This window comes from Microbacterium pullorum (assembly GCF_014836535.1).
Taxonomy (GTDB): Bacteria; Actinomycetota; Actinomycetes; order Actinomycetales; family Microbacteriaceae; genus Microbacterium; species Microbacterium pullorum.
Window position 1 is genome coordinate 1 of sequence record NZ_JACSQP010000006.1, and the last position, 13,527, is coordinate 13,527.

At 70.7% G+C, this 13,527-nt stretch carries 11 protein-coding genes; 4 read left to right on the forward strand and 7 right to left on the reverse strand.

Translation table 11 applies throughout. The features are described from left to right. Positions 1-348 precede the first annotated feature (348 nt). Both H9651_RS10775 and H9651_RS10780 read right to left on the reverse strand, forming a co-directional pair. A complete protein-coding gene (locus H9651_RS10775; RefSeq protein WP_191719331.1) occupies positions 349-585 on the reverse strand; it encodes a helix-turn-helix domain-containing protein in 237 nt (78 codons plus the stop codon). After that, on the reverse strand, positions 582-1,205 hold the full coding sequence (locus H9651_RS10780) for a hypothetical protein (RefSeq protein ID WP_191719332.1): 624 nt from the start codon (positions 1,203-1,205) through the stop codon (positions 582-584). The genes H9651_RS10775 and H9651_RS10780 overlap by 4 nt, the downstream gene beginning before the upstream one ends. Positions 1,206-1,392: 187 nt before the next feature. On the opposite strand from H9651_RS10780, the gene H9651_RS10785 reads away from it, so the two are divergent. After that, entirely contained in the window at positions 1,393-3,918 is a 2,526-nt protein-coding gene (locus tag H9651_RS10785; RefSeq protein WP_191719333.1) for an ATP-dependent Clp protease ATP-binding subunit, read from the forward strand. Positions 3,919-3,977: 59 nt separating this feature from the next. Here H9651_RS10785 and H9651_RS10790 read toward each other — a convergent pair whose 3' ends face one another. Both H9651_RS10790 and H9651_RS10795 read right to left on the reverse strand, forming a co-directional pair. Beyond that, positions 3,978-4,889, reverse strand: coding sequence for a transglutaminase family protein (locus H9651_RS10790; protein WP_191719334.1), 912 nt, complete (start codon positions 4,887-4,889; stop codon positions 3,978-3,980). Then, positions 4,886-7,423, reverse strand: a complete 2,538-nt coding sequence (locus H9651_RS10795) for a circularly permuted type 2 ATP-grasp protein (protein ID WP_191719335.1) — start codon at positions 7,421-7,423, stop codon at positions 4,886-4,888. Before H9651_RS10795 ends, H9651_RS10790 begins: the two co-directional genes overlap by 4 nt. Positions 7,424-7,546: 123 nt before the next feature. Here H9651_RS10795 and H9651_RS10800 point away from each other — a divergent pair, with 123 nt between their 5' ends. From H9651_RS10800 to H9651_RS10810, 3 genes are all read left to right on the forward strand, one after another. After that, positions 7,547-8,047, forward strand: a complete 501-nt coding sequence (locus H9651_RS10800) for an amino-acid N-acetyltransferase (RefSeq protein WP_191719336.1) — start codon at positions 7,547-7,549, stop codon at positions 8,045-8,047. A gap of 50 nt (positions 8,048-8,097) precedes the next feature. Beyond that, positions 8,098-8,787, forward strand: coding sequence for a hypothetical protein (locus tag H9651_RS10805; RefSeq protein WP_191719337.1), 690 nt, complete (start codon positions 8,098-8,100; stop codon positions 8,785-8,787). A gap of 259 nt (positions 8,788-9,046) precedes the next feature. After that, positions 9,047-9,454: a dehydrogenase gene (locus tag H9651_RS10810; RefSeq protein WP_191719338.1), complete on the forward strand. Its 408-nt coding sequence runs from the start codon at positions 9,047-9,049 to the stop codon at positions 9,452-9,454. Between the two features lie 18 nt (positions 9,455-9,472). On the opposite strand, the gene radA is transcribed toward H9651_RS10810, so the two are convergent. From radA to H9651_RS10825, 3 genes are all read right to left on the reverse strand, one after another. Continuing rightward, positions 9,473-10,837 (reverse strand): DNA repair protein RadA, encoded by a 1,365-nt coding sequence (radA, locus tag H9651_RS10815; RefSeq protein ID WP_191719339.1) that lies wholly within the window; start codon positions 10,835-10,837, stop codon positions 9,473-9,475. Between the two features lie 95 nt (positions 10,838-10,932). After that, positions 10,933-11,886 (reverse strand): L-lactate dehydrogenase, encoded by a 954-nt coding sequence (locus tag H9651_RS10820; protein ID WP_191719340.1) that lies wholly within the window; start codon positions 11,884-11,886, stop codon positions 10,933-10,935. A 61-nt stretch (positions 11,887-11,947) separates the two neighbouring features. Further along, the gene (locus H9651_RS10825; RefSeq protein ID WP_191719341.1) at positions 11,948-13,348 is read right to left on the reverse strand and encodes an MFS transporter; all 1,401 of its coding nucleotides are present in this window, start codon (positions 13,346-13,348) and stop codon (positions 11,948-11,950) included. Between the last annotated feature and the right edge of the window lie 179 nt (positions 13,349-13,527).

The window sequence follows — 13,527 nt, forward strand, 5'->3', positions numbered from 1 at the left end:
GCCCGCGCCCGCCCGCCGCCGCGCGCGCCGCCCGCGCGGCTCCGGTGGCGAGGATGTCTACCGCTCTGCGCAGTGATTGTGCCGACGCGACACTCGAGCGGCGCGGGCCGACGCGACACTCGAGCGGCGCGGGCCGACGGACGCGCGGACGCCGCGATCCGCGCGCCCGTAGGGGTCCGCTCCGGTGTCGGATGTGGCGAGTCGGCGGCGGTGGGAACTGTGCGGACGCGACACTCGAGCAGCCCCGACCCCCGCGACCCCGCACCCGCACCCGCACCCGCGACCGCACCCCCGCACCCGCACCCGCACCCCCGCACCCGCACCCGCACCCGCACGCCCGGCGGCGGGTCAGCGGGGGTCGGCGCGCACCAGCAGGTCGCCGACCTCGCAATCCAGCGCGCGACACACCGCCGACAGGGTCGAGTACCGGATCGCCCGGGCGCGGTCGTTCTTCAGCACCGACAGGTTCACCACCGACACCCCGACCAGCTCCGAGAGCCGGGCGAGGGTCATGCCGCGCTCGGCGAGCAGCTCGTCCAGTCGGCAGTGGATGCCGGTGGGGCCGTCGTCCTCGGCGGGGGTCATACCAGGCCCGCCGTCTCGCGCTGCAGCCGGTCGCCGACCAGGAAGACCGTCGAGGCGAGCGCCGCGACGAAGGCGACGGCGAAGAGCGAACCGAAGTCCACCGTCATCAGCACGTTGTCGAAGGTTCGCTCCGACAGTGCGGCGAACGCCCCGTTGGCGGCCATGTTGCCGAAGAACGGGTACGCGGCCACGCCGAGTAGCGCCGTGAGCCCGGCGATGTTCACCAGCCGGGTGTTGCCGCGGCTGAACACCCGGTCGCGCAGCACGCTGCGCGCGAGCAGCAGCAGGCAGGTCACCACGGTCACGACGCCCACCGCCAGCAGCACCTGCTGGATGATGATCGACCAGAGGGATGCCACGGGCAGGTCGGTCAGGGTGAGCACCGCCGTGTCCAGTGCCACCTCCACTCCCGCCCCGTCCACGCCGATCGGTGCGACGGCGGGTGTTCCCGCGAACTCGGCGAACACCTCGACGCTCGGGCTGGTCAGAACATCGACGATGCGCATGATCGCGGCGACGACGGTGCCGACTGTGAGGGCGGCGCCGGCGATCATCATGATCAGCAGCCCGGCGCGGTCACCGGTCGACAGTGCCCGCTTCGGTGGGGTCGTGATGGTCATGTCGCTCCTTCATGACGAATATCGTTGTTATCGATAAGCGTTACGGTATCGATTGTCGATAAGGCTGTCAATCGTGTCGCCCGGGGGCGGAAGGCATCCGCCCGTGGCGAACAGAGGGCATACCGGCATCCGCTGGTCGTTACCCTTTTCGGTAAGCGCCAGAACTGTGCGCTTGAAGGAGTCGACGATGTTCGAGAGATTCACGGACCGTGCCCGTCGTGTGGTTGTGCTCGCCCAAGAAGAGGCGAAGATGCTCAACCACAACTACATCGGTACCGAGCACATCCTGCTCGGCCTCATCCACGAGGGCGAGGGTGTCGCCGCCAAGGCGCTGGAGTCGCTGGGTATCTCGCTCGACGCTGTGCGCGAGCAGGTGCAGGACATCATCGGGCAGGGCCAGCAGCAGCCGACGGGTCACATCCCGTTCACGCCGCGGGCCAAGAAGGTGCTCGAGCTGTCCCTGCGCGAGGCGCTGCAGCTCGGCCACAACTACATCGGCACCGAGCACATCCTGCTCGGTCTCATCCGCGAGGGTGAGGGAGTCGCCGCACAGGTGCTCGTCAAGCTCGGCGCCGACCTCAACAAGGTGCGCCAGCAGGTCATCCAGCTGCTCAGCGGCTACCAGGGCAAGGAGCCGGCCGGCGTCGCCGCCGGCCCCGGTGAGCAGAGCTCGCCCGCCCAGGGTGGCTCGGCGGTGCTCGACCAGTTCGGGCGCAACCTCACCCAGGCCGCGCGCGACAACAAGCTCGACCCGGTCATCGGGCGCGAGAAGGAGATCGAGCGGGTCATGCAGATCCTCTCCCGCCGGTCGAAGAACAACCCCGTCCTCATCGGCGAGCCCGGTGTCGGCAAGACCGCCGTCGTCGAGGGTCTCGCGCAGGCCATCGTCAAGGGCGAGGTGCCCGAGACGCTGAAGGACAAGCAGGTCTACTCGCTCGACCTCGGCTCGCTCATCGCCGGGTCCCGCTACCGCGGTGACTTCGAGGAGCGGCTGAAGAAGGTCACCAAGGAGATCCGCACCCGCGGCGACATCATCGTGTTCATCGACGAGATCCACACCCTCGTCGGTGCCGGGGCCGCCGAGGGCGCGATCGACGCCGCCTCGATCCTCAAGCCCCTGCTCGCCCGCGGTGAGCTGCAGACGATCGGTGCGACGACCCTCGACGAGTACCGCAAGCACTTCGAGAAGGATGCCGCGCTCGAGCGCCGCTTCCAGCCGATCCAGGTCGCCGAGCCGAGCCTGCCCCACGCGATCAACATCCTGAAGGGGCTGCGCGACCGCTACGAGGCGCACCACAAGGTGCAGATCACCGACGGCGCCATCGTCGCGGCGGCGAACCTCGCCGACCGCTACGTGAGCGACCGGTTCCTCCCCGACAAGGCCATCGACCTGATCGACGAGGCCGGCGCCCGCCTGCGTCTGTCGATCCTGTCGAGCCCGCCGGAGCTGCGCGAGTTCGACGACAAGATCGCCAAGGTCCGCGAGGACAAGGAGCGCGCCAGCGAGGAGCAGGACTTCGAGAAGGCCGCGGCTCTGCGCGACGAGGAGAAGTCCCTGCTCGCCGAGCGTCTGCGCCTCGAGAAGCAGTGGCGTTCGGGTGACGTCGCCAGCCACGCCGTGGTCGATGAGGGTCTCATCGCCGAGGTGCTGGCCCAGGCGACCGGCATCCCGGTGTTCAAGCTGACCGAAGAGGAGTCCAGCCGACTCGTCTTCATGGAGAAGGCGCTGCATCAGCGCGTCATCGGCCAGGACGAGGCGATCGCGGCGCTGTCGCGCACGATCCGTCGTCAGCGTGCCGGTCTGAAGGACCCCAAGCGTCCCTCGGGCTCGTTCATCTTCGCCGGCCCCACGGGCGTCGGAAAGACCGAGCTCGCCAAGGCGCTCGCGGAGTTCCTCTTCGACGACGAGGGCGCGCTGATCTCGCTCGACATGAGCGAGTTCGGTGAGAAGCACACCGTCTCGCGCCTGTTCGGTGCCCCTCCCGGGTTCGTCGGGTTCGAAGAGGGCGGCCAGCTCACCGAGAAGGTGCGGCGCAAGCCGTTCTCGGTCGTGCTCTTCGACGAGATCGAGAAAGCCCACCCGGACATCTTCAACTCGCTGCTGCAGATTCTGGAGGAGGGACGCCTGACCGACGGTCAGGGTCGCGTCATCGACTTCAAGAACACCGTGATCATCATGACGACGAACCTCGGTTCGTCGGCGATCGCGGGCGGCCCGGTCGGCTTCCAGGTCGAGGGCAACGCGCAGACGTCGTACGACCGCATGAAGGGCAAGGTCGACGAGGAGCTGAAGCGTCACTTCAAGCCGGAGTTCCTCAACCGACTCGACGACATCATCGTGTTCCCGCAGCTGAACCGCGACGAACTGCGTCAGATCGTCGGGCTGTTCACCAAGCGCCTGGCCGACCGTCTGCTGGACCGCGACATGACGCTGGAGCTGTCGCCGGCGGCGACCGACCGCCTCATCGAGATCGGCTTCGACCCGACCCTCGGTGCCCGGCCGCTGCGTCGCGCCATGCAGCGCGAGATCGAGGACCAGCTCTCGGAGCGCATCCTGCACGGCGAGCTGAACGCGGGCGACCACGTGAAGGTCGATTCCGACGCCAACGGCTTCACCTTCGAGCACGCCCCGCGCGGCGAGAAGGTCGCCATCGGAGTCAACACCGTCCCCGAGATCACCGCGACGCCCGATCTGATCGCCGGCGCGGAGTAACCGCCGCACCACGGGATCGACACGAGAGCGGATGCCACGCGGCATCCGCTCTCGTCGTCTCAGCGGGCTGCCGCGGAGGGGGCAGTCGGGGCGGAGGGGATGGGTGCGACGTCGACCGAGACCCGCAGGGTGGACTTCTTCGCCTCGGTGACGATGATGCCCTTCACCGGCGACACGTCGCCGTAGTCACGGCCCCACGCGACGGTGACGTAGCGGTCGTTCGCCCACTGGTCGTTGGTCGGGTCGATCGCGAGCCACGAGTCGGTGCCGGGCAGCCACACCCCCAGCCACGCGTGCGACGCGTCGGCGCCGAAGACGCGCTCTTTGCCGGGCGGGGGCTGGGTGGCGAGGTAGCCGCTCACGTAGCGGGCGGCCACACCGTGGCCGCGCAGGCACGCGAGGGCGAGGTGGGCGAAGTCCTGGCAGACCCCGGCGCGCATCTGCAGCACATCGGCGACCGTGCTGGTGACGGTCGTGGCGGTGCTGTCGTAGGTGAAGTCCGCGTGGATGCGGTGCATCAGGTCGGTGACCGCCTCCGCGAGCGGGCGGCCGGGGGTGAGGGATGCCGCGGCGTACTCGGTCGCTTCGGTCACGTGCGCGACGCGGGGCGAGGGGAGGGCGTACTCGGTGGCCCGCCACGCGTGCGGGACGTCGGGATGCCGCAGCGGCCGCGCCCGCTCCCACGGCTCTGCCAGCACATCGGGATCGTACTGCGGCGTCTCGACGGTGACGTCGCTGGACGACTCGATCACCAGTGCGCCGTGCGGGTCGGTGAGGTGGAAGTAGGTGGCCGAGTTTCCGAAGTAGTCGACGTCGACATTCACGTCGTTCGGCGGCGGCTGCACGACGACGGCGTGCTCGTGCACCCGCTGCCAATCGAGAGCGCGCGGGACGAGGTGGAACAGCCCGACGCTGTCCTCGACCTCGGCGCTGTAGGCGTAGGCCGTGCGGTGCCACACCCGGTATCTCATGCGCGCCCGCGTTCTTCGATGAGGTCGAGCGACGACAGCGCCAGCGGCGGCGGCCCGCTTTCGAAGTGCACGTGCGCGACGGCCTCGGCAAGCTGTTCCAGCTGCGCGATGGCGTCGACGAGGAACTCCGTCAGGGCGATGCGGTGCTCGCCGTCGGCGGCGGTGAGCGCGGCGATGTCGATGCCGGCCAGCGCCGTCTCGAGATGCTCGCGCAGCCGCTCCGGCCGGGTGGAGCCGGTGGATGCCGGCATGGCCGCCAGATGCGTGCCGAGCTCACCCAGCGCGTACGCGAGCGAGCGGGGGTTCTCACGGTCCATCAGCAGCAGATCGAGGGCGTCGGCGGTGCGCAGCGATCCGCGGTAGCGGCGCCGGTAGGTCACGATGCTCTCCGCCGCCGTGAGCGTCGCCTCGAGCACCTCGCGGTCGGCGCGGAACGCGCGGCGCCGGGTGGTGGTGCCCACCAGCAGGTGGCACAGCTGCAGCGACCGTTCGAGATGGCGCCCCGCCTCGATCATGTGCCAGCCGGCGTCGCGCATCATGCTCGCCGTCACCCCCTGCAGCGAGAGCACGGCGGTGAGCATGCGCCCCGCCGATTCGGCCGTGCGGTGCGTGTGGGGTGCCGAGCGCAGCGCACGCGTCGCGCGGTCGATGTTGGAGAACACCCGCCACGTGTCGCCCGACAGCTGGTCGCGCACGCCCTCCAGCGCGTCGCGCAGCCGCACCACCGCGTGCGCCGCGCCGCCGCGGCGGTCGGCGTCCAGCAGCAGGGATCGCAGCTCGGCGTCGGGATCGGTGAACCGGATGCCGGCGAGCCGCTGCAGGGCATCCAGCAGCACCCGGGTGCTCTCCCGTGCCTGGGGGCTGTGGTGGCTGCTGACCTGCTCCAGCTGGTGATGGGCGGACAGCAGCAGCCGCAGCAGATCCTCGGCGCGCTCGGCGTAGCGCCCGGCCCAGAACATGTCGGCCAGCGCACGCGGCGCCAGGGCCGGGATCGACGCGCCGAACACGGGCGGGGCGGTCTCGACCAGCCCCTGATCGGCGTCGTCCTCTGCGGCCTTGAGGACCCACACGTCCTTCGTGATGGGAGTGGCGGTGCCGCCGTCGCGGACGGTGGCCAGGCCCCCGACGAGCGGGCGGTAGGCGGAGCCGTACCGCAGCGCGAAGCTGCGGAAGACCAGTGGTCGCGGGGCGGCCCGGGTGCCGCCGGCCCATACCGGCGCCTGCGACAGCGGCAGCAGCTGCTGCCCCACGTAGCGGTGGGGCGCGGCGAGGATGCGGGGGATGAGATCGGCGGCATCCGCTCCCGCCAGCGATGCCCGCGGTTCGTCGATCATGCGCACGAACAGCTGCGGGTCGCCGGAGGACACCCGGTCCAGCACCTGCGCACGGTCTTCGGGGTCGCCGCACCACAGCGTCGGCACCGACGGCAGCCGCAGCTGCTCACCGAGCAGCTGCTCGCACGCGGCGGGCAGGTAGGGGAGGAGGGCGGGGTTCTCGAGCACCCCCGCACCGAGCCCGTTCACCAGGCGCACCCGGCCGCGGCGCATCGCCTCGGCGAGCCCTGCGACGCCCAGGCGCGAATCGGCGCGCAGCTCCAGCGGGTCGCACCAGTCGGCGTCGACGCGGCGCACGATGACGTCCACGCGCTCGCGCGGCACGGTGCCCGGCCAGCCCGCCGGCTTCATCCACACCCAGCCGTCGCGCACCACCAGGTCGCTGCCCTGCACGAGTGGCATGCCCAGGGCGTTGGCGAGGAATGCCTGATCGAATGCGGTCTCGGAGTGCGGGCCGGGGGAGAGCACGACCACCTGCGGGGAGGCGACGCCGGGGACGGAATCCAGCAGCGCCGCGCGCAGCGCCGAGAAGTACGGCTCCATTCGGTGCAGGTCGCTCAGCTGGTAGAGGTCGGGCAGCACCTGCGCGAGCACGCGGCGGTTCTCCATCGCGAACCCGAGGCCCGAGGGGGCCTGCACGCGGTCGGCCAGCACATGCCACTCGCCGTCGGTGTCGCGGCCGAGGTCGGCCGCCGCCAGCAGCAGGGGCTGCCGATCCACGACGCCGGGGCGGGCGACCGGCCGGGTGAACCCGGAGTGGCCGAAGACGGCAGCGGCGGGGATCGTGCCGCTGGAGAGCAGGGTCTGCGGTCCGTAGAGATCTCGCAGCACGGCGTTGAGCAGCTCGGCGCGCTGCGCGAGCCCCACATCCAGCCGCGCCCATGTGAGGGCGTCGATGACGAGCGGCATGGGATCGAGGCGCCACGGCTGCGCGCCGGCATCCGGGGTGGAATAGGTCACGCCGTCGTCGGCGAGGAACCGGGTGATCTCGCCTTCGACGCGCCGCAACTCGCCCGGGGTCAGCGCGAGCGCCAGGTCGGCCATCGCCTTCCACGCCGGACGCAGCCCACCGTCGGGTGCGACGACCTCGTCGTAGCGCGCCACCGCGCCCCAGTCGAACGCCCCGTCGCGGGCCCCGAGCCCTGACAGCGGCAGGGTGGGCTGGGACACCGTCGTCGCGTAGTCGCGCAGCACACTCACGCCTGCGGACCTCCTCCGATCGGCTCCGCGCCGCCGGTCAGCGCGCGGTATGAACCTACCGGAGGAGCGCGCCCCACCGCGGCGTCCACGGGGGCGCGGGGGGCGCGGCGTAGGGTTGACCGGGTGAGCAGCTTCACCGTGCGACCGGCCCGCACCTCCGATGTGCGCGGCATCCTGGCGATGCTCGACCCGTACGTGCAGCGACGAATCCTGCTGGGCAAGGACATCGTCGTGCTGTACGAATCGGTGCAGCAGTTCGTCGTCGCCGAAGCCGACGGTGAACTCATCGGGTGCGGCGCGCTGCACGTGATGTGGGAGGACCTCGGGGAGGTGCGCACGCTCATCGTCGTGGATCACTGGGTGCACCGCGGCGTCGGTCGCGCGATCGTCGAGCGGCTCGAGGCGGATGCCACCGAGCTCGGCCTCTCACGCCTGTTCTGTTTGACGTTCGAAGTGGACTTCTTCCGGGCGCGGGGCTTCGCGCCCATCGGCGAGCACATCGTCGACCCCGACGTGTACTCGCAGCTGCTGCGCAGCCCTGACGAGGGCATCGCGGAATTCCTCGATCTGGCGCACGTGAAGCCGAACACGCTCGGCAACACGCGCATGATCAAGCACCTGTAACCCGGGCGCGTCCGCCGGGCGGGCCGGAAGCCGCGACGTAGCCTGGAGGCATGTCCGAACCCGTCCGCCGCCGGCCGTCGCCCGCCGTCTACCGTCGCCGCCGGCTCGTGCTGCTGCTGGCGGTGCTGCTCGTGATCGCGGGGATCGTGCTGCTGGTGTGGCAGCCGTGGAACGCTCGGGCGGCGGAGACCGAGCGCACGCCCACCTCGGTGAGCACCCCGACCGCCACCCCGTCGGGCTCGCCCATGCCGTCTCCGAGCGCTGACGCTCCCGAGACCGACGCCGACGCTCCCGTGGCGGACGCGCCCGATGAGGCCGAAGCGGCCGGCATCGCCGAGTGCGAGCGGTCGGCGATCGAGGTGACGGGAGTCACGGACAAGACCTCGTATGCCGCGGGGGAGAAGCCGCAGCTGACGATCTCGCTCGCCAACACCGGTGCCGTGGCGTGCACCCTCAACGTCGGCACGACCACCCAGGTGTTCACCATCAGCAGCGGCGACGACGTGTGGTGGCGCTCCACGGACTGCCAGACCGAACCCAGCGACCAGACCGTCACGATCGACGCCGGGCAGAGTGTCACCTCCGTCACCCCGCTCGTGTGGGACCGTACCCGGTCGTCGGTGTCGACCTGCGGCGACACCGATCGGCAGACCGCGCCGGGCGGTGGCTCGTCCTTCCACCTGAAGGTCTCGATCGGCGGGGTGGATTCATCCGAAAGCACCCAGTTCATGCTCTACTGAGCCCGCGATTGGGCACTTCTGAGAGGATTCTCACCGTTTGTCCCCCAAAGAGGGGACACCTACCCGGTTCTGATGTGACGTATTGTTGAACCAGCTCCCGCACGCTGTCCCCGCTGTCCCCAGCAGTCGAGCGTAACCCTCCCCAGAGTTTCGCATCGGGAACCACAGATGCGGTGAGCCATGGGCCCTCTCGAGTCCCCCAGTCCCCAATGGGCGTCCCGAGAGGGCCCCTTCTTTTCGCCGTCGGTAGGCTGGAGTGATGGCCGGCAAGAAGAAGGTGAAGCGCGCGGGACCGGAGCGGTTCCGCAACACGCAGCTCGCCGACGCACTCCAGACGCAGGACATGGCCGCCGTGGCGTTCGCGCTGCGTCACGGCCCCACCGTCGTTCCGCTCATGCGTCCCGGGCACCGCGACAACCCGCTCGACGTCGGTGAGGTGTGGACCTACCGCGACCCGAAGACGGGCGACGTGGCGCTCTTGCTGTTCAGTGACGCCGCCCACAAGCCCGCCACCCTGCCGCCCGGTGTGGCGCTGCAGGCGCCGGACTGGCTGCGCGCCTTCCTCGGAGCCCACGAGGACGAGATCACCACCGTGTTCTTCGATATCGCAGGCCCCCACCCCCTGCAGGCGGCGCCTGCCGACCTCATCGCCGCGCTCGACGCCTGAGCGCCGGCCCCGCGTCGGTCAGAACGCCGGCTCGTCACCCGGATCGGAGCGGTGCAGCCGCGGCAGATCGCCCAGGGCCTGCCGCAGCGTCTTGCTCGACGCGTCGAGCACGGTGCGATAGCCCAAGCGGGCGGCCTCGCCCCGACGTTGCTCGCCTTGGGTGACCGCGCGGATCTCCCCGGCGAGGCTGAGCTCGCCGATCGCGGCCAGCTTGGTCGGCAGCGGGCGGTCGCGCACGGCGCTGGCCACCGCGAGGGCGATCGCGAGGTCGGCGGCGGGTTCGGTGAGCCGCACGCCGCCCACCGTCGAGACGTACACGTCTTGGTTGGACACCGTGATGCCCGCCTTCTTCTCGAGCACCGCGAGGATCATCGCCACGCGCGCACCGTCGACGCCGCTGACGATGCGGCGCGGGTTGGGTGCGCCGGTGGGCATGGTCAGTGCCTGCACCTCCACCGGAAGCGCCCGGCGACCCTCGAGAGCGACGGTGACGCACGTGCCCGCCTCACGTGAGCCGTGCCCGAGGAACAGCGCGCTCGGGTCGGCCACCTCGGCGATGCCCGACCCCGTCATGTCGAAGCAGCCCACCTCGTCGGTCGCGCCGAACCGGTTCTTCAGCGCGCGCACGAAACGCAGCGACGTCTGCCGGTCGCCCTCGAAGTGGCAGACCACATCGACGAGGTGCTCGAGGATGCGCGGGCCCGCGATGGAGCCGTCTTTCGTGACGTGACCGACGATGATGACCGGCAGGTCCCGTTCTTTCGCGACGCGGATGAGGGTGGATGCCACTTCGCGCACCTGTCCCGGATGCCCCGCCATGCCGTCGGACAGCGACGACGACACCGTCTGCACCGAGTCGACGATCACGAGCTGCGGCTGCACCTCGTCGATGTGTCCGAGGATCGTGGCCAGATCGGTCTCGCTGGCCAGATACAGCTCGTCGTGGAGCGCACCGGTGCGCTCGGCGCGCAGGCGCACCTGCCCGAGAGACTCCTCGGCGCTGACGTACAGCACCCGCCGCCCGACGCGCGCACTCTGCGCGGCGACCTCGGTGAGGAGGGTCGACTTGCCCACCCCGGGCTCGCCGGACAGCAGGATCGCGGCGCCCGGAACCAGGCCCCCGCCCAGCACCCGGTCGAATTCGCCGATGCCGCTCGTGGTGCGCGCGGCCTCTTGCGTCTCGACCTGCGTGATGGGCCGGGCGGCCCGTGCCGCGCCCGGGGCGACGGGGGTGACGGTGCGCACGATGCCTGCCTGCTCGCCGGCCTCGACGACGGTGCCCCACTGCTGGCACTCGCCGCACCGGCCGACCCACTTCAGCGTCGTCCACCCGCACTCGGTGCAGCGGTAGGGCGCGGTGGTCGCTGCGCGTCGGGTTGCCATGTGGCAAGGCTACGCGGCCCCACCGACAGTGCCCTGCACCCGGTCGTACGCGGCGTCGGTTCCCGCGCCCCGGCAGTCGTGCGGCGCCGGCGGGGTCAGGCGCGCAGGTCGTTCGCGACGGAACGCAGTGCGTCGGCCGACCGGCGGAACAGGCCCAATTCGCTCGGCGAGAACTGCGTCCCGCGGATCGGCACAGCGCCGCGGGAGTTGACGATCGACGGCACCGACAGAGCCACCCCCGAGACGCCGTGGAAGTCATCGAGCACGGTCGAGACCGGCATGACGGCGTTCTCGTCGCTCAGGATCGCCTCGACGATGCGGGCGCTGGACAGGCCGATCGCGTAGTTGGTCGCGCCCTTGCCCTGGATCACCTTGTACGCGGCATCCCGCACATCCACCGCGATCTGATCGAGTTCGTCGACCGTCATGGGCGGGTGACCCTCGGTCTCCCAGTCGAGGATCGGCACCGTGCCGATGAAGGCCTTCGACCACAGCGGGAACTCGGTGTCGCCGTGCTCACCCACGATGTAGGCGTGCACGCTGCGGGAGGACACGCCCGCGCGCTGGGCGAGCTTCCACCGCAGGCGCGAGGTGTCGAGCACCGTGCCGGCGGCGAAGATGCGCTCGGGAGGCAGGCCGGTGGACTCCTGGGCGAGCACCGTGAGCACGTCGCAGGGGTTCGTCACGATCACGAACACCGCGTCCGGGGCCACTTCCAGCAGCTGCGGCATCATCGTCTTCAGGATGTTCGCGTTCGTGCCGGCCAGCTCGATGCGGGTCTGCCCCGGCTTCTGCTTGGCGCCGGCGGTGATGACGACCACGTGCGACCCTTCGACCACCGAGATGTCGCTGCCCCCGGTGATGTCGCTGGAACCGGTGAACTGCGTGCCGTGGGCGAGGTCGAGGACTTCGGCCTCGGTCTTCTCGGTGGCGATGTCGTAGAGCGCGATGTGGCGCGCGGAGCCGCGGATGAGCGCGGCATAGGCAGTGGACGACCCGACGCTTCCCGCGCCGACGACGGTGACTTTGGAGTTCTCGATCACGCTCATGGGCACAGTCTTGCAGGGGAGGATGCCGCTGACCACTGCTTCGGTGATCGGGTCGTCGGGGTCAGGGCTCGTCGACCGTGACGGCGGTGGTCTCTTCGCCCGCTCCGAGGGGCGGATTGCGGATGCCGAAGAACGACGCGATCCCGCCCGCGGCCAGGAGCGCGGCCGTTGCGATCGCCGCGCGGTGGAAGCCGTCGAGGTCGAGCGAACCCCCCACGATCGCGGCGAGCATGGCGATGACGATGAGCCCCGCCACGCGGGAGACGGCGTTGTTCACCGCCGAGGCGATGCCCGAACGCGCGGGCTCGATCGACCCGAGGATCGCCGCGGTCAGCGGCGCCACGGTGATGCCCAGGCCCAGCCCGAACACGAGCATGCTGGGAAGCACCTGCCACCAGTAGTCGAACTCCACGGCGACGGTCAGCAGCAGCAGGGCGCCTGCGGCCATCACGAGCGGCCCGACGGTCATGAACAGTCGCGGACCCCACCGGCCCGCGAGCACCCCGGCTCGGGAGCTCAGCACGATCAGCAGCAGGGTCGTGGGCATGCTCGCGAGGCCCGCGAGCGTCGCCGTGAGCCCCGCGCCCTGCTGCAGGTACACGCCGACGACGAAGCCGTTGAGCGACAGTGCGCCGTAGATGAACACCGTGGCGAGGTTGCCGGTCCAGAAGTTGCGCACCCGGAACAGCTCGAGCGGGAGGATCGGGTTCTTCACGGTGCGCTGGCGCCACAAGAACCCAGCGAACAGGGCGATGCCCACGACGAGGGGGAGCCAGATGGCGGGCGAGGACCACCCCAGGTTCGGCTGCTCGATCAGCGCGAACACGGCGCCGCCGAGCCCGAGGGTGCACAGGATCGCGCCGAGCCAGTCGATCGAGGCATCCGGTCGTCGCACGTCGCGCGTCTGAAGTCGGGTGAGCAGCCACAGGGTCAGGGCGATGGGCACCACGTTGATGAGGAACGCGAGCCGCCACGACAGGTAGTCGACGAACAGTCCGCCCACGACCGGCCCCGCGATCGTCGCGGCGGTCGTGAGGGCCGTCCACACGCCGATGGCCTGCGCCTGCAGCGGGCCGCGCATCGTCGAGGTGATGAGCGCCAGGGAACTCGGCACGAGGAACGCGCCGGCGGCCCCCTGCGCCGCGCGCGCCACGATGAGCAGCACCGGATCGGGGGCGACGGCGATGGCGATGGATGCCACCGCGAAACCGATCAGCCCGATGCGCAGCACAAGGATGCGGCCGTAGGCGTCGCTCACGGAGCCGGCCAGCAGGATGAGTGCGCCGAGGGTGATGAGGTAGGCGTCGACCGTCCACTGCTGCGTGGTCAGTCCGCCGCCGAGGTCGCGACCGATGGCCGGAAGTGCGACGTTGACGATGCTGCCGTCGAGGAATGCGACGAACGATGCGAGCACGGCCACGGCGACGACGAGGCGTTGCTGCCGGTTCATGGTCTCGGCCATGCCGCCACGCTATCCCCCACCGCCGCGCTGCGGGCCCCCGCCGCGTGCGCGCCGCGCGCGGGCTTGCGGGTTGCGTGGGCCGCGCGGGTTGCGCGGGCTTGCGGGTTGCGCGGGTTGCATGGGCTGCTCGAGTGTCGCGAATGGTGGGTGCTGCGGGTCGGGGCCTGACATCTGTGACA

Bases quoted from the DNA above. Each gene is read 5' to 3' on its own strand.
- H9651_RS10775 (WP_191719331.1), bottom strand. From the start codon at position 585: ATGACCCCCGCCGAGGACGACGGCCCCACCGGCATCCACTGCCGACTG.
- H9651_RS10780 (WP_191719332.1), bottom strand. From the start codon at position 1,205: ATGACCATCACGACCCCACCGAAGCGGGCACTGTCGACCGGTGACCGC.
- H9651_RS10785 (WP_191719333.1), top strand. From the start codon at position 1,393: ATGTTCGAGAGATTCACGGACCGTGCCCGTCGTGTGGTTGTGCTCGCC.
- H9651_RS10790 (WP_191719334.1), bottom strand. From the start codon at position 4,889: ATGAGATACCGGGTGTGGCACCGCACGGCCTACGCCTACAGCGCCGAG.
- H9651_RS10805 (WP_191719337.1), top strand. From the start codon at position 8,098: ATGTCCGAACCCGTCCGCCGCCGGCCGTCGCCCGCCGTCTACCGTCGC.
- H9651_RS10810 (WP_191719338.1), top strand. From the start codon at position 9,047: ATGGCCGGCAAGAAGAAGGTGAAGCGCGCGGGACCGGAGCGGTTCCGC.
- radA (WP_191719339.1), bottom strand. From the start codon at position 10,837: ATGGCAACCCGACGCGCAGCGACCACCGCGCCCTACCGCTGCACCGAG.
- H9651_RS10820 (WP_191719340.1), bottom strand. From the start codon at position 11,886: ATGAGCGTGATCGAGAACTCCAAAGTCACCGTCGTCGGCGCGGGAAGC.
- H9651_RS10825 (WP_191719341.1), bottom strand. From the start codon at position 13,348: ATGGCCGAGACCATGAACCGGCAGCAACGCCTCGTCGTCGCCGTGGCC.